18 protein-coding genes are annotated in these 16,479 nt (G+C 32.9%); 14 read left to right on the top strand and 4 right to left on the bottom strand.

Annotation, left to right across the window (positions count from 1 at the left end):
• Positions 1–3 precede the first annotated feature (3 nt).
• Genes ROY99_13860 through ROY99_13845 form a run of 4 tightly spaced genes read right to left on the bottom strand, consistent with a single transcriptional unit; the run spans position 4 to position 3,146 of the window.
• The gene (locus tag ROY99_13860) at positions 4–924 is read right to left on the bottom strand and encodes an NAD-dependent epimerase/dehydratase family protein (protein MDT3697463.1); all 921 of its coding nucleotides are present in this window, start codon (positions 922–924) and stop codon (positions 4–6) included.
• A complete protein-coding gene (nadD, locus tag ROY99_13855; GenBank protein MDT3697462.1) occupies positions 925–1,506 on the bottom strand; it encodes a nicotinate-nucleotide adenylyltransferase in 582 nt (193 codons plus the stop codon). It abuts the gene before it with no gap.
• A complete protein-coding gene (locus ROY99_13850; protein ID MDT3697461.1) occupies positions 1,503–2,189 on the bottom strand; it encodes a hypothetical protein in 687 nt (228 codons plus the stop codon). The genes nadD and ROY99_13850 overlap by 4 nt, the downstream gene beginning before the upstream one ends.
• 3 nt (positions 2,190–2,192) lie before the next feature.
• Positions 2,193–3,146 (bottom strand): PrsW family intramembrane metalloprotease, encoded by a 954-nt coding sequence (locus ROY99_13845; protein MDT3697460.1) that lies wholly within the window; start codon positions 3,144–3,146, stop codon positions 2,193–2,195.
• A gap of 319 nt (positions 3,147–3,465) precedes the next feature.
• On the opposite strand from ROY99_13845, the gene ROY99_13840 reads away from it, so the two are divergent.
• The 14 genes from ROY99_13840 (at position 3,466) to ROY99_13775 (ending at position 16,475) form a co-directional block, all read left to right on the top strand.
• Positions 3,466–3,972 (top strand): DUF177 domain-containing protein, encoded by a 507-nt coding sequence (locus ROY99_13840; protein MDT3697459.1) that lies wholly within the window; start codon positions 3,466–3,468, stop codon positions 3,970–3,972.
• A 20-nt stretch (positions 3,973–3,992) separates the two neighbouring features.
• Entirely contained in the window at positions 3,993–4,172 is a 180-nt protein-coding gene (rpmF, locus tag ROY99_13835) for a 50S ribosomal protein L32 (protein MDT3697458.1), read from the top strand.
• 22 nt (positions 4,173–4,194) lie between these two features.
• Positions 4,195–5,223, top strand: a complete 1,029-nt coding sequence (plsX, locus tag ROY99_13830; GenBank protein ID MDT3697457.1) for a phosphate acyltransferase PlsX — start codon at positions 4,195–4,197, stop codon at positions 5,221–5,223.
• Between the two features lie 13 nt (positions 5,224–5,236).
• Entirely contained in the window at positions 5,237–6,235 is a 999-nt protein-coding gene (locus tag ROY99_13825) for a beta-ketoacyl-ACP synthase III (GenBank protein ID MDT3697456.1), read from the top strand.
• A 24-nt stretch (positions 6,236–6,259) separates the two neighbouring features.
• Positions 6,260–7,174 carry an ACP S-malonyltransferase gene (gene fabD, locus ROY99_13820; protein MDT3697455.1) on the top strand — a complete coding sequence of 305 codons (915 nt, stop codon included), beginning with the start codon at positions 6,260–6,262 and terminating at the stop codon, positions 7,172–7,174.
• On the top strand, positions 7,174–7,779 hold the full coding sequence (locus ROY99_13815) for a DUF3109 family protein (GenBank protein MDT3697454.1): 606 nt from the start codon (positions 7,174–7,176) through the stop codon (positions 7,777–7,779). The genes fabD and ROY99_13815 overlap by 1 nt, the downstream gene beginning before the upstream one ends.
• On the top strand, positions 7,772–8,548 hold the full coding sequence (fabG, locus tag ROY99_13810) for a 3-oxoacyl-[acyl-carrier-protein] reductase (GenBank protein ID MDT3697453.1): 777 nt from the start codon (positions 7,772–7,774) through the stop codon (positions 8,546–8,548). Before ROY99_13815 ends, fabG begins: the two co-directional genes overlap by 8 nt.
• Before the next feature lie 92 nt (positions 8,549–8,640).
• Positions 8,641–8,874: an acyl carrier protein gene (locus tag ROY99_13805; GenBank protein ID MDT3697452.1), complete on the top strand. Its 234-nt coding sequence runs from the start codon at positions 8,641–8,643 to the stop codon at positions 8,872–8,874.
• Between the two features lie 82 nt (positions 8,875–8,956).
• Positions 8,957–10,204, top strand: a complete 1,248-nt coding sequence (fabF, locus tag ROY99_13800; GenBank protein MDT3697451.1) for a beta-ketoacyl-ACP synthase II — start codon at positions 8,957–8,959, stop codon at positions 10,202–10,204.
• Positions 10,205–10,206: 2 nt separating this feature from the next.
• Entirely contained in the window at positions 10,207–10,992 is a 786-nt protein-coding gene (rnc, locus tag ROY99_13795; GenBank protein ID MDT3697450.1) for a ribonuclease III, read from the top strand.
• A 103-nt stretch (positions 10,993–11,095) separates the two neighbouring features.
• On the top strand, positions 11,096–13,978 hold the full coding sequence (gcvP, locus tag ROY99_13790) for an aminomethyl-transferring glycine dehydrogenase (protein MDT3697449.1): 2,883 nt from the start codon (positions 11,096–11,098) through the stop codon (positions 13,976–13,978).
• A gap of 46 nt (positions 13,979–14,024) precedes the next feature.
• Positions 14,025–15,371 (top strand): BamA/TamA family outer membrane protein, encoded by a 1,347-nt coding sequence (locus tag ROY99_13785; GenBank protein MDT3697448.1) that lies wholly within the window; start codon positions 14,025–14,027, stop codon positions 15,369–15,371.
• The gene (locus ROY99_13780; protein MDT3697447.1) at positions 15,355–16,053 is read left to right on the top strand and encodes an RsmE family RNA methyltransferase; all 699 of its coding nucleotides are present in this window, start codon (positions 15,355–15,357) and stop codon (positions 16,051–16,053) included. The genes ROY99_13785 and ROY99_13780 overlap by 17 nt, the downstream gene beginning before the upstream one ends.
• On the top strand, positions 16,050–16,475 hold the full coding sequence (locus ROY99_13775; protein MDT3697446.1) for a septal ring lytic transglycosylase RlpA family protein: 426 nt from the start codon (positions 16,050–16,052) through the stop codon (positions 16,473–16,475). The genes ROY99_13780 and ROY99_13775 overlap by 4 nt, the downstream gene beginning before the upstream one ends.
• Positions 16,476–16,479 lie beyond the last annotated feature (4 nt).

Below are 16,479 nucleotides of genomic sequence, written 5' to 3'. Positions count from 1 at the left end.
ACTTCACAAATTGGATTTAAAGAAATCTACCGTTGCTTTTAGTCCATCTTCAAGTTTTGTATTTGGACACCAGCCAAACTTAGCAAACATTTTATTTGAAGTAATAACGCTTCTCATCTGCTCTCCGGGCGCAGCAGGTCCATGTTTTTCTTCCTTATTAGCTTTTGTAATTTCATTAAGATAATTAAATAATTGGTTTACATCAGTTTCAATACCTGTTCCGATATTGTAGATACTGGAATTGCTGTCATTAATTGTTATAACATTTGCTTTAACAACATCGCCGACATAAACATAATCGCGGGTCTGTTTACCATTGCCATTAATAATTGGCTGTTCACCCTTCAATAATTTTGTAGAAAAGATAGCAACAACACCTGCTTCGCCAAATGGATTTTGTCTTGGTCCATAAATATTTGCATATCTCAGAATTGTATAATTTAAGTTATACTCGGAATTATAGAAGTAAAGATATTTTTCTACAGCAAGTTTAGAAATTCCGTAAGGTGATTTTGGCTGAGTGTTATGCTTTTCATCTGCAGGAAAGTAATCCTGCTCTCCATAAACAGCGCCGCCGGTTGAGGCAAACATAAATTTCTTTACATTATATTTAATACAGTTTTGCAGCAGATTTATAGTGCCTAATATATTTGTTGTAGCATCAAAAACAGGATCTTTTACAGATCTTCTGACATCCATTTGAGCTGCGTGATGATTTACAACATCAAACTTTTCTTTTTCAAACAACTCTGTTAATTCTTTATCACAGATATTTGCTTTGACAAATTTGGCTTTTGGATTAATATTTTTTTCAAAACCTGTTGATAAGTCATCTAAAACCACAACCTGATGTCCATCATTAATAAAGGCATCCGCAACTTGAGAAGCAATAAATCCTGCTCCTCCGGTAACTAAAATTTTCAATCAGTCTTCCTTATAAAGATTATTATTATTTATATATTCTAAAACTTTTTCCGGTACAAGATAATAAATTGGCAAACCGGCGTTAACTCTGTTTCTGATATCAGTTGCACTGATTTCGATTCCACGAGTCTGAACAAATATTGCTGCTTCAACATACTTATCAACAAAATCTAATGGATGTGAAGATTTTCTTTTTAAGACGACTATGTTTGCCAGTTTTAAAATTTCATCTGGTTCTTTCCAGGTGTGAAACTGGAAAATGTTATCATAACCGATTATTAAATCTATCTCATCATAATACTTTTTAAACTCGCGCAGTGTATCAATAGTATATGAAATAGTATGCTGTTTAATTTCGAAATCTGAGCATTCAAAAAAGGGAACATCATTTAAAGCAATTCTGAGCATATTAATTCTATGCTCAGCGGTTGATGCAGCTTTTTGCTGCTTATGCGGTGAGATATAAGTTGGAATAAAAACAACTTTATCAAGATTTCTAAGTTCTCTAACAGACTGTGCTGTTATCAGATGTCCATTATGGATTGGGTCAAAAGTTCCTCCAAATATCCCTATCCGGCTCATTTAAGTAAATCCTTATATTCTATAAACAAATGTGTAAACCTTTCATGAATATCTTGTGAACAATATTCCTGACTGGCTTTTTGTGATAAATCAATATATAATTTTTTAAAATCGTTTGTGTCTGTAACTTCAAAAAGGTCCTTGGCTAATGTAATATAGTAATCGCAGGATTTGTTAAAACCGAGAAATTTTTGAATTGATAACTCAGATTCAATGAAAAATCTAACTAACTCTTCTGTGTATCCGCACAATCCGAATGCAGATATTTTGTTAGATGAAGATTTGGATATCAGAATAGTTTTTTCATCTATCCCAAGCAGGTTAAAAAATTTGTCGATATCAGACGAACTTAAATTTACTACATTACCAGCCACTAAGATATTGTATTTATGATTACTAAACTCTTTGGTTATCTGCTCTGATTGAAGGACTTCAATTGAATTCTGTTCTGCAGTAATCAGCTTAAAATCATTTACAGCTTCAAATTCGGAATACATCTCATCCTTAGATAAAATTACAAACAAATCAGTTTTATCTTTTCTCTTAAGAATATTATCCATTATGTTAAGGTACAATGTAGCTTTGAAGAAGTTCGAATCAGTTTCACTAAAATTCTTAATCAGATTTTCTTCACCGGAGGCAAACAGTAATGGTGAAAAAATATATATAGCATTTTGATTCACTTATTAACTTCTTTCAGAATTTGAAAGCAATGTGCTGATAAAGTTTCTGTAATTATCAATATCCATTTGATAATATGTTTTACTTACACCTTTAGCATTACGAAATTGCATTTTTCTGAATGCTAATGAAGTTGCAGCATTGATGTAAATATTTCTTTTCGATTCATCCAGCCATCCTTTACGCTCTCTGTTAGCTGAGCTTAAAATTTTTAAATGCAATTCTGGAATAAGACCTGACTCAGATTCCTCTTTAAGCTCGTTGTAAATTAACAATCTTTCCTTTCTTATCGAAATAATATAAATAACTATAAAAATGATAATTGAAAATATCATAAATACAAATCCTAACAGAGCAGTTTTTTCAAAGCTTACACTATAATTCCAAATAAAATGAATCAGCATAGCAATTAATAATCCGATAAAACTTAAAATTATTTTCAGAAAGTTTGATTTAAATTTAGCAATAGCAAGAAAAGCTCCTAAAGTTGCAGTTGAAACACAGTGCATAACTGCCGAGAATAAACTTCTGATTATAACTAACATTATCCAATCAGAAACGGATTCACTAAAAGCAACAAAGTATAGAAAATTTTCTGTCATTCCGAATCCCAGACCAATTGCTCCTCCAAAAACAATGCCGTCAGTTAAGTTATCAAATTTTTTACTTGAAATGGTAATTAAAAGAAAAACTCCCTTTGTGATTTCTTCCATAAAAGGAGCAACTGCAATTGAGCTGAATATAGAAAGGCTATCTTTATCTGAAATAAAAATTGAAGCAAAACTTGTTAAAATAAGACTTCCGATCAGAGCTAAAAAAATTGCACCTAAAGCGCCCCATAAATAATTAATAAGTACAAATTTAAAAGGCTCTCTATCATATCTGTCAAATTTCCAAATAAGAAACAGATAAAAACTCATTGGGATGATAGCTGCAATGGCAGAAAAAAATATTAGCATTTAATTATAATTAGAGTAAATAAATAACTCATTCAAATTATAGATTTAGAGTTAAAAATACCAAATGAATTTTCATTTGTTATAATCAATTTGCAATAAAAGCTTTTCAGTTTACAGAAAGTGAATATCAACAATTTATAGAAGTCTTTGTTAGTTAATACACAATAATTAAAAAAGCTTACTTTACCCTCAGTACGAATGAAGATTAAAATTGACCGCATATTTTCTTCATAAAACCAATAATTTAACAGATCTGAATGTTTGATTATCATATCATACAGTTTTATATTAAGCCTCGTTTTTTGCACAATTTTGCTATATGATTATTAGAATATCAAATTTAAACGATGGGGTGCATAATTTTGATTTTGAAGAGAAAATTGACACTATTGAACTTAGTGAGCCTTTCTATAATGGCTTTAATTCGAGTGTTAAATTAGATAAACATCACGATCAGATAATTGTTGATGTATCTTCAGAATTTAAAGTTAAGTATGAATGTGATAGGTGCGGAAAGGTTTATAAAACAACACTTAAAAGCGATTATCAGATGGTTTATTTAATGAATGAACAACCTGCTGAAACTGATTCAATAAATATAAGCTATCTTTCCAGAGATACTGTTAAGATTGATATTTCATCTGATGTTAGAGAATATGCTTTACTTTCAGTTCCTATGAAGAAATTGTGCAAGGAAAGCTGTAAAGGCTTGTGTCCTAATTGTGGTAAAGATCTTAACAAAGAGCAATGTACTTGCAAGAATGACGAAATTGATTCAAGATGGAAACCACTGATTGATTTGAAAGATAAATTAAATTTAAATTAAAAATATAATGGAACTATAATATGCCAAATCCAAAACGTAAGATGTCTAAGACCCGCAGAGATAAGCGAAGAACACATTACAAAGCTGTTGCACCTTCATTAGGTACCTGTGCAAATTGTGGTGAAATGAAATTAGCTCATCGTGCTTGCCCTTCTTGTGGATATTACAACGAACGATCGGTATTTATTCCCAAAAGCTGATATTTGATAGCTTTTAAAGATAATGCCTGATTCAAATCTGAAAAATTCTAAATGTAGAATTATTGTTGATGCTATGGGGGGCGATTATGCCCCTCAAAACACAGTTATCGGTGCTATTGATGCATATAATCATAGTAAAGATTTTCAACTTTATCTTATCGGAAAAAAAAATGATATAATTTCTGTGATCAAAGCAAGTCAGCTTTCTTTTGATGAAAGTTATATTATTGATACACCTGAAGTTATTGAAATGGAGGATACTCCGACTGCTGCATTAAAATCAAAACCAAATTCATCAATTGTTAAAGGAGCACAACTTGTAAGAGAGGGCAAAGCAGAAGCTTTTGTCAGTGCTGGTAATACTGGCGCAGTAATGAGTGCTGCAACTTTAATCATGGGCAGGATACAAGGAGTTGGGCGTCCTACAATAGGTGCTGAAATGCCTAATGTAAACGGAATTTGTTATTTATATGATGTCGGTGCAGGTAAAGATGCAAAAGCATCTCATCTTTTCGAATATGCTGTTATGGGAACTATTTATGCCAGAGAAATGGGAGGAATTTCAAATCCAACTGTTGGCATATTAAGTATGGGTGAAGAAGAGGGCAAAGGTAATGAAGTATCTGCCGCTGCATTTAAACTTCTTAAAGAATCTAAATTAAATTTTATTGGTAATGTTGAAGGAAGAGATATATTAACAAAAAATGTTGATGTTGTTGTTTGTGATGGATTTGTAGGTAATATTATTTTAAAGTTTGGTGAATCTGTTCCAAAGTTATTAAAACATCTACTAACCCAAACTGCAAATACTAATTTGATAGATAAGATTAGAGTCGGTATTGCAAAGGGAACTCTTAAGAAAGCATTAAAATCTCTGGATTATCAGGAACATGGTGGTGTACCCTTGCTTGGAGTAAATGGAATATGTATAATTGGACATGGTTCCAGTTCACCAAAAGCAATAAAAAATATGGTACTAAAAGCTTATGAGATGTATCAAACGGATTTAGTGAAAAAAATAGAAAACTCAATTAAAGAAAATTTAAAATAATTACAGATATCTAATGACTGAAAAAAAATATAATGCAAAAATAACCGGTGTTGGAATGTATGTTCCTGATAAAATACTTGATAACAAGTTTTTTGAATCCATCGTAGAAACTAATGACGAATGGATAAGAGTTAGAACAGGAATCAGGGAAAGAAGAATTCTTGAACATGGTGCTACAAGCGATCTGGGTGCAAAAGCTGCCCTTGATCTTTTTGATAAACATAACATTAATCCTGAAGATATTGATGCAATTATTGTAGCTACTGTAACACCTGATATGTTTTTCCCTGCAACTGCATGTCTTGTTCAGGATAAGATTGGAGCTAAAAATGCTTGGGGATTTGATCTCTCGGCTGCTTGCTCAGGTTTTTTATTTGCATTGCAAACCGGTGCGTCATTGGTCGAAACCGGAAGATATAAAAAGGTTTTAGTTATCGGCGCAGATAAAATGAGTTCAATAGTTGATTATACTGATAGAAATATCTGTATCCTTTTTGGCGATGCAGGCTCTGCAGTTTTGTTGGAACCTTCTGAGGATAAATCTATTGGACTGCAAAAATCTATTTTGCGTGTTGATGGAACAGGAAAGGATGCACTAAATATGCTTGGCGGCGGCAGTTTAAACCCCGCTTCTTATGAAACAATTGATAAAAAATGGCATTACATTTATCAGGATGGTAAAGCAGTATTTAAAGTTGCTGTTAAAGGAATGGCTGATGTTTCAGCAGAACTGATGGAATTAAGCGGTTTAAAATCTGATGATATTGCTTATCTCGTACCACATCAGGCAAATTTAAGAATAATTGATGCAACAGCTGAAAGAATGGGATTAAGTAAAGACAAAGTTATGATCAACATTGATAAATATGGAAACACTACTGCAGCAACAATTCCACTTTGTTTAACAGAATATTACAGAGATGGAAAACTTAAAAAAGGTGATAACCTGATACTATCAGCTTTTGGTGCCGGTTATACCTGGGGTGCTTTGCATATTGTTTGGTCTATTTAATAACAAATAATTTTTACTTAGCTGATGTCAAAAAAAGCATTTTTATTTCCGGGTCAGGGCTCCCAATATGTTGGGATGGCAAAAGATCTTTACGATAATTCAGTAGAAGCTGTTGAGATGATTAAAACTGCAGATGATGCTCTCGGTGTTAATCTATCATACATAATGTTTAACGGACCGGAAGAGCAGTTAAAGCAAACTGAATTTACTCAACCGGCAATCTTCCTTCATAGTATTGTATTATCAAGTCTTATCAGAACTCTACAGCCAGATGCAGCTGCAGGTCATTCACTTGGTGAATATTCCGCCTTGGTTTCTGCAAATTCTATTCAATTTTATGATGCTATTAAACTCGTTAGAGCAAGAGGAAAAGCTATGCAGCAGGCTGGTTTAGATAATCCCGGAACCCTCGCAGCAATAGTTGGATTAGAAGCAGCAAAAGTTGAAGAGTTTTGTAAAGAAGCATCTTCAGTAGGTGTTGTTCAATGTGCTAACTTTAATTCACCAGGACAAATTGTTATATCAGGATCGTTAACTGGTGTTAAAAAAGCTATGGAGCTTTGTAAATCCGGCGGAGCTAAAATTGTTAAGGAACTTGTTGTTAGCGGGGCATTTCATTCGCCACTTATGCAATCTGCAAAAGATTCTATTTTAAAAGATATTAATGAAACCCCTTTTTACGATTCAAGATTTCCTGTTTATGCTAATGTTACTGCAAAACCAGTTACTAAAAAAGATGAAATAAGGAATCTGTTGTATGAACAGGTAACATCACCAGTCAGATGGGAAGAAACAATCGTAAATATGATTGCTGATGGATTTGATGAGTTTTATGAAATCGGACCTGGAAAGGTTTTGCAAGGATTGGTTAAAAGAATTAATCCAGATGTTAAGATATTTGGAATAGATAAATTTAAAGATGTAGAGGAGTATTTATAGTGAAATCAGTTTCACACCCAAAATTTACAAAGCAAATAAAAGGGGTTTTTATTGATCCGCAGATATTCACTTTTCCATTTTCGTGCGCTTGTGCCGGTGAATGCTGTAACTACGGGGTTTATACTGATTTAAAAGAACATGATTATATTCTTAGTATAAAAGATAAAGTTATTCCTTTAATGGATGAAACCCAATCAAAAAATGTTGCGAAATGGTTTGAACCACCGGAAGAAGATGATGACTTTGAGAGTGGAATTGCGGTAGGAACTGAAATCATCAATAATAAATGTACATTCTTAGATAAAAATGGATTATGTACTTTACAAAAACTTGCAATTTTAGAAGGCGAACATAAATGGAAATATAAACCGATATTTTGTGTTCTTTTTCCTCTCACAATTTTTGAAGGTGCTTTGACAATTGATGATGAACATATTGATAGGTTAAAAACCTGTAATAAAAATCCTATTCAAACTACATCTATTTACGAAGCCTGTCATGAAGAATTATTACATTTTTTTGGTGAAAAATATTTTGCTGAACTGGAGGAATACAAGAATGAATATCTTTCAACATTTTATTCTGGAGTAGCAAAAAATGGATAATAAAACAATTGAAACTAATCCTAAAAGAGCAATTGTAACTGGCGGCACTCGTGGTATCGGAAGAGCTATTGTAAAAGAGCTGGCATCAGGAAACTCCAGAAGTAATTTATTCTCTGATATTGCTTTTGTTTACAATAGCTGTGATGAATGTGCAGAACAACTGATAAATGAAATTGATAATCCGGATGTTAAAGTATATAGCTTTAAATCAGATGTTTCATCTTTTGAGCAAACTCAAGCGGTGGTTGATGACATTTTGAAAAAACTTGGTGGTGTGGATATTCTGATAAATAATGCCGGTATTACCAGAGATAATTTGCTTTTACGAATGGCTGAGAAAGATTTTGATGAAGTTATTGCTGCGAATCTTAAAAGTGTGTTTAATTATACTAAAGCTGTTGTTAAACCTATGATTACACAAAGATATGGCAGAATAATTAATATTTCATCTGTTGTTGGTTTAATCGGTAATGCCGGGCAATCAAATTATTCAGCTTCCAAAGCTGGTATAATTGGATTCACCAAATCAATGGCAAGAGAGTTAGCTTCGAGAGGAATAACTGTTAATGCGGTGGCACCTGGATTTATTCAGACCGATATGACAGATAAATTGACTGAAGAGCAGGTAAAGAAACTTATTCAAAACGTACCAATGGCTCGTTTAGGAAAGCCGGAAGATGTTGCAAAAGTTGTATCATTTCTGTGCAGTAAAGATGCTGATTATATTACAGGGCAGGTAATTTCTGTTGATGGCGGAATGACTATGTAATTTGCTAATTCAAGTTGTTTCTTAGTTTTTAATTTTATTAAATTTAAACCAATAATTATAAATACAAATAAAAATCAAAAGAGGAGAATATTATGGATGTTGCTGCAAAAGTTAAAGAGATTATCATTGATAAATTAGGAGTGGAAGAATCTCAAATTACACCCGAGGCATCCTTTACAAATGACTTAGGTGCTGATTCTTTGGATATTGTCGAATTAGTTATGGGATTTGAAAGTGCTTTTCAGATTTCAATACCTGATGAAGATGCTGAAAAAATCGGTACCGTTGGTGATGCCGTAAAGTATCTTTCCGAGAAATTAGCATAATTTATTAGTCGGGATTAAAACTCCCGACTTTGTCCTTCTATGTTTTACCATCAAAGATTAACAATTCTTTTGTAGTGGTTAAATGACTAAAAAAAGAGTTGTAATTACCGGACTCGGAGCAATAACACCAATTGGAGTTAGTGTCCCTGATTATTGGCAAGCTCTGCTTTCAGGAAAAAATGGTGTTGCACCTATTACTCTTTTCGACACAGCAAAGTTTGATACAAAGTTTGCTGCAGAGGTAAAAGAATTTAATCCAGATAATTATTTTGATAAAAAATCTGTCAAAAGATTAGATCGCTTTTCACAATTTGCTATTGCTTCTGCTGTTCAGGCAATTGATGATGCTGAATTAAAGCTTGAGAATTTGAACAGAGAAAGATGCGGTGTAGTCTTTGGAAGCGGTATTGGCGGTTTAGAAACGCTTCAAAATGAACACTGGAAATATTTTCAAGAGAAAAATCCTGGTGTATTAAGTCCGTTTTTTATTCCAATGATGATTTCAGACCTTGCTGCTGGTCAAATTTCAATCCGCTTTGGATTTAAAGGTCCTAATTATGCAACTACTTCTGCTTGTGCTACATCTTCACATGCAATTTCAGATGCTTTTATGTTAATTCAGAGAGGTTCTGCTGATTTAATGATTTGCGGAGGCAGTGAAGCATCAATAACAGAAATGGGAGTCGGTGGATTTAATGCAATGAGAGCAATTTCAACCTGGAATGACAAATATCTCCAAGCCTCACGCCCATTTGATAAAGATAGAAATGGATTTGTAATGGGTGAGGGAGCTGGCTCATTAATTTTAGAAGAGATGAATCATGCTATTGACAGAGGAGCTAAAATCTATGCTGAACTTGCTGGTATAGGTTTAACTGCTGATGCATATCATATTACTGCACCTGCGCCGGGCGGTGAGGGTGCTGTCAGATCAATGAAGATTTCCATTGAAGATGCAGGTTTGACTCTTTTCGATATTGATTATATTAACGCTCATGGTACATCTACTCCGCATAATGATATTAATGAAACTAAAGCTATTAAAACTGTCTTCGGAGATCACGCATATAAGCTGATTGTAAATTCGACAAAATCAATGACAGGACATTTACTTGGAGCTGCAGGTGTAGTTGAAGCAATTGCTACAATCTTTTCTCTAAAAAATAATTTAATTCCGCCTACAATTAATCTTGATAATCCTGATCCTGAATGCGATCTGAACTACAGCGCAAAAGTTGTTACAAAAAAAGAGATCAGAGCTGCTATAAGTAATACATTTGGATTTGGCGGACACAATGCCTCTTTATTGTTTAAAAAGTTTAAGGAATAGTCTTGTTTGTTTTTTTTTCCCGCTTATTAAAATATTTTGGTGTTCGGAAAGAAAATAAAATCAACAATCCTGTAGAAAAAATTTTAACTGCGGATAAGTTTTCTCAGTTAGAAAAAATCATTGGCTTTCCTATTAAAAATAAATCATATTATATCCAGGCTTTAATGCATCGGTCTTTTCTTGAGGAGCTCGAAAGCGGAGATATTTCAAATGAAAGAATGGAATTTCTTGGTGATTCAGTATTAAGCTTAACTGCTGCAGAATATTTGTTTGAAGCTTTTCCTAACGAAGACGAAGGTTTCTTAACTAAAACCAGAGCAAAATTAGTAAACAGATCTGCACTTTCAGATGCGGCTGAGTCTATTGGGCTAGCTAAGTTTATCTTGATTAATCAAAATCTTTCAAATAGTTTTTCAAAAGCATCTAAAACAGTATTATCCGATGCCTTTGAAGCTATTGTTGGAGCTATTTATCTTGATAATGATATATGTGTTGCCAGAAAATTTATTCGTAATGTATTAATTGAACCTTTGATTAAAGAAGGTGAATATCTAAAAGACGAGAATTATAAAAGTCAGCTGCTCGAATACGCGCAGGCAAATAAACTGGAAACTCCTAATTATATTGTAATTAAAGAAGAAGGTCCCCAGCATGACAGAGTCTTTACGATTAAAGTAACTATTGGAAAAGAACATTCGGGAATCGGGACTGGCAAAAATAAAAAAACTGCCGAACAGAATGCGGCACAATCAGCATTACAACAAATTAATAATCACTTATCTCAATAAAATAAAACGACCATTTCTGTTTTTAATCGGGCAAAATTATTAAGATTTTCCTTAATTTTGCTTACCAAAAATTTTGTAATCTAACCTAATAAAGAGTAACAATATGAACAATTTTCAACACCCCGATATTTTCGAACAAAGACATATCGGACCAAATCAAGATGAATTAAAAGTAATGCTGAATACTTGCAAAGTTAATTCACTTGAGGGATTAATAGATGAAACAATTCCAAAAGATATCAGATTGAAAAATAAATTAAATCTTGATGCTTCATTAAGTGAACAGGAATTTATTAAACATCTTAATTATCTCGCTTCAAAAAACAAAATTTATAAAAGTTATATTGGTTTGGGGTATTACCCTGTAATTTTACCACCGGTTATTCAAAGAAATATCCTAGAAAATCCAGGCTGGTACACACAATATACACCTTATCAGGCTGAGATTGCTCAAGGCAGATTGGAAGCATTGCTTAATTTCCAAACAGTTGTATCTGACCTTACCAGTTTGCCAATAGCAAATGCTTCTTTGCTTGATGAAGGAACTGCAGCTGCTGAAGCAATGGCGATGTTTTATAATAATAGAAAAAAAGACAAATCTAACTCTCACAAGTTTTTTGTTTCAGATCAGGTTTTTCCGCAAACGATAGATATTTTAATGACAAGATCAAAACCTTTGGGAATTGAACTTGTTATCGGTGATCATACTAAGGTAAAATTAAATAATGATTTTTTTGGTTTGCTTGTTCAATACCCTGCATTAAATGGTGAAGTGTATGATTATTCTTCATTCTTTGAAACTGCAAAATCTTTTAATATCCTAAAAGTTGTTGCTGCTGATATATTGAGCTTGACTTTACTTATGCCGCCTGGAGAGTTTGGTGCTGATTGTGCTGTCGGAAGTACACAACGTTTTGGAATTCCAATGGGATTTGGTGGTCCTCATGCTGCATATTTTGCTACAACTGAGGATTTTAAAAGAGTTATCCCCGGAAGGATAATTGGTGTTTCTGTTGATGCACAAGGTAAACGTGCTTTGCGAATGGCACTTCAAACTCGTGAGCAGCATATTAAAAGAGAAAGAGCAACAAGTAACATTTGTACTGCTCAGGTTCTGTTAGCAGTAATGGCAGGTATGTATGCTGTTTACCATGGACCAAAAAATCTGAAAACAATTGCGCAAAGAATTAATGCTTTAGCTTCTGTTCTTAGTGAAGCATTGATAAGACTAGGATTAAATCAGGTAAATAAAAATTATTTTGATACTTTGACGTTCTCTTCAGATGAAACAACAAAAGGAAAAATCAAAAATGAAGCTTTAAAACGAGAGATCAATCTTAACTATTTCTTAAAAGATTCAATCAGTATTTCTTTAAGTGAAATCACTACAATAGAAGATGTAGTTGAATTAATAGATGTAATTGCAAATGCAATTGGCAAAGCAAATCCGATAAAATCTATTGAACCCTTGTCGGTTACTAAGCAATCATTTGAAGATAAATTTAAGCGTAGAACAAATTATTTAACACATCCTGTTTTTAATTCTTATAGATCCGAGACTGATATTTTAAGATATATGAAGCATCTTGAAAACAAAGATCTTTCTTTGGTTCATTCAATGATACCGCTTGGTTCCTGCACAATGAAGTTAAATGCAACTACAGAGATGCTTGGTGTAACGATACCCCAATTTTCAAATATTCATCCTTTTGCACCGCTTAATCAGACAGAAGGATATCTTGAGATGTTTCAGAAATTTGAAAAGAGTCTTGCTGAAATTACAGGGTTTGATGCTGTATCTCTACAGCCTAATTCCGGAGCGCAGGGGGAATATGCTGGTTTATCGGTTATTAAAGCTTATCTGGATGATATCGGACAAACTCAAAGAAATATTGCTTTAATTCCTTCTTCAGCACATGGAACAAATCCCGCCAGCGCTGTGATGGCTGGAATGAAAGTAGTTGTTGTTGATTGTGATGATAAAGGTAATATTGATGTAGCAGATTTGCATAAAAAGGCAGAAGCACATAAAGAAGATTTGGCTACATTGATGGTTACTTATCCATCAACTCATGGTGTTTTTGAAGAATCAATTAAAGAAATTTGTAACATAGTGCATAAGTTTGGCGGTCAGGTTTATATGGATGGTGCAAATATGAATGCACAAGTTGGATTAACAAGTCCGGGGGAAATTGGTGCAGATGTTTGTCATTTGAACTTACACAAAACATTTTCAATTCCTCACGGAGGCGGCGGTCCTGGAATGGGTCCAATTGCAGTGGCAAAACATCTTACTCCATTTTTACCAGGACATCCTTTGGTTGATATTAATAAATCAAAATCAATTACTTCTGTATCAGCAGCACCTTTTGGCAGTGCAAGTGTTGTTGTTATTTCTTATGCTTATATAAAAATGATGGGAGAAGCCGGATTAACTAATGCAACCAGATTTGCAATACTTAATGCAAATTATATTAAAGCAAAACTTGAACCTTACTACAAAGTGCTTTATTCAGGCATTAAAGGAAGAGTGGCTCACGAATTAATTTTTGATATGAGAGAATTTAAACAATCTGCCCATATTGAAGTTGAAGATATTGCCAAGAGATTAATGGATTATGGATATCATGCACCAACTGTTTCTTTTCCGGTAGCAGGAACCTTAATGGTAGAGCCGACTGAAAGTGAATCAAAAGCTGAGCTTGACAGGTTTTGCGATGCAATGATCAGCATACGTCAGGAAATTAAGGATATAGAAAATGGTATATCTGACAAAAAGAGTAATCCATTAAAGAATGCGCCACATACTGCCAGTGTTGTAATTTCTGATAATTGGAATTATCAGTACTCAAGAGAAAAAGCAGCTTATCCGATAGAGTGGACAAGACTTAATAAATTCTGGCCAAGTGTCAGCAGAGTTGATAATGCTTATGGAGACAGGAATTTAGTATGCAGTTGTCCGCCAATTGAAGAATATAATGACTAAAATTAATTAACAGATTAATATTTTATTTGAAAATACAATAACCTTAGTGATAATAATTACACAAAAACTAAAATATCTTTTGTCATTTATTGTTATTGTATTTTCACTTATTTCAAATGCACAAACAACCGGCTCTCAATTTTCCTCTAGTCTCTATCCATTCGTAGTTGATTCAATTATAATTACCGGAAATGAAATTACAGAACCGTTTATTATTCTAAGAGAATTGAATTTTGCAAAGGGCGATACATTAACACAATCAAACGCAATTTTTAACCGCGAAAGAGTATATAGTCTTGGAATCTTCAATCAGGTTTATTTTGAACCAACCATTTTTGATTCAACTAATATTCTAAATATTATTGTTGAGGAAAGCTGGTATATATATCCCATACCATTTATTGATGCGAATGAAGGTGATTTAAAGAAATTAACATATGGAATCTATTTAAGGTTGAAGAATTTTAGAGGTAGGAATGAAGATCTTATTGCTGCAATCGGGCTTGGTTACGATCCTTCTTTTTCGTTAAGCTATTACAGTCCTAATCTCCTATACAAGAATAATATTTTTTTTAGGACTTCTTTTAGATATGCTTCTATTTCAAATAAAAGTCCTATAGCAGAAAAATTGTACGGGAGCAGTTTTTCTCAAAAATCTATCGGTTTAAGTTTTTTAGTTGGCAAAAGACTGAGCTTGTTTAATCGTATCTATGCTTTAACTGGCTATAGTTATATTGAAACTCCATTCTTCATACCCGGTGTAAATGCTTCTGATAACAGAATTGATAACTTATTTGAACTAGGTTTGGGATACGAGCATGATACAAGAGACCTCGCGCAATTTCCAAAGAATGGAATTTTCTCAAGTGTAAGTTTTAATTTCAGAGGACTTGGCATAGATGGCATTAATTACAGCGTTGGCAAAATTGATTTCCGCGAATACCGGAAACTTCTTTTTAATCTTATCAGTAAATGGAGATTTTCTACCAGAGTTACATTTGGAGATGATGTGCCTTATTATGATTACTCAATTATTGGTTTGGATGAAAAAGTCAGAGGTCATCTTTCTGAAAAAATTGAAGGTAAGGAATTTTATTTTGGTTCAGTTGAATTGTATTATCCGATAATTGAAGAATTAAACCTGGATTTATCTTTTTTACCGATTATTCCAAACCAGTTATTAAGTTATAGAATAGGATTATTTGCACAGATTTTTGCAGAAACAGCTTTGACACGATTTAAGGAACAGCCCTTTGCATTAAATAGATTTAATTCGGGCTATGGATTAGGAATAACATTATTAGTTTTACCTTATCAAATCTTAAGAGTTGAGATAGCATTTAATGAAAAATTTGAATCACAATTGGTTCTAGACCTTGGAATATCTTTCTAATATTGAGTTGTATTTTTGTAAAATTGTCAATAAGGAACAAAACTGTTTCTTTTTAGAAGATGATGAATTTAAGCATTGTATTAAAGTAATGCGTAATAAAAAAGCACAGCAAATATATGCAACAGATGGAACAGGGAATTTATTTAAAGCTGAAATTGCCGAAATAAATAAGAATACATTAAAGGCAGAAATATTAAATACTATTACATATCAGAATTCTAATAGCAATATTACATTTTGTATTCCAAATCTCAGAAATCCGGAACGACTGAAATTTGCATTTGAAAAATGTACAGAACTTGGTTTCACAAAGATGATTATTTTTAATTCGGCTCGGTCGGTTAATAAAAATATTAATATCTCTAGACTAAACAAGATTGTTCTTACAGCAATAAAGCAATCACTTAGAACTTATTTACCTGAGATAAATTCTGCAGAGGAAATAAAAAGTATTAATTCTTCTAATAAGATAGTTATTCTTTTTGATCAGCATTCTGATATGCAGTTAAATAGCTTATCAATAAATAAAGACAAAGAATACTTGTTTGTCTTCGGTCCTGAAGGCGGTTTAACTGAAGAAGAAATAATTACTCTTAAGCCTGACAAGATTGTTAAGTTATCTGAAAACAGATTAAGATCTGAGACTGCAATTATTAAGGCAGCATCTATTTTAAGTTTATGAAATTGAAAATCAAACTTATTTTAGTACTCAATCTTTTATTGTTCCTTGCTGCCTGCAGTTCTACATCACGATATACAAAATCTTCAGAAGATAATAATAGAAATGAAATCTACGGCTATTTAGAAATCCAAACAGGAACAGCATCTTTTTATGCAGATGAGTTTAATGGAAAGAAGACAGCAAGCGGAGAAATCTATAATATGAATGAACTTACTGCAGCACATCCAAGTTATCCATTCAACACAATTGTTATTGTTACTAATCTAAAGAATAACAAGAGTGTTAAGGTAAGAATAAATGATAGGATGCCCAGCTTTAAAAACAGAATAATCGATTTGTCACTAAAAGCTGCTGAAAAAATAAATATGATTAGAGATGGTATTCAGGAAGTAAAAATTGAAGTATTAAAATGGGGGAATTAAAAAA

Source organism: Ignavibacterium sp. (assembly GCA_032027145.1).
Lineage (GTDB): Bacteria > Bacteroidota > Ignavibacteria > Ignavibacteriales > Ignavibacteriaceae > IGN3.
Note: the sequence above shows the minus strand (reverse complement) of the source record. Positions and strands in the feature narration are given on the sequence as shown.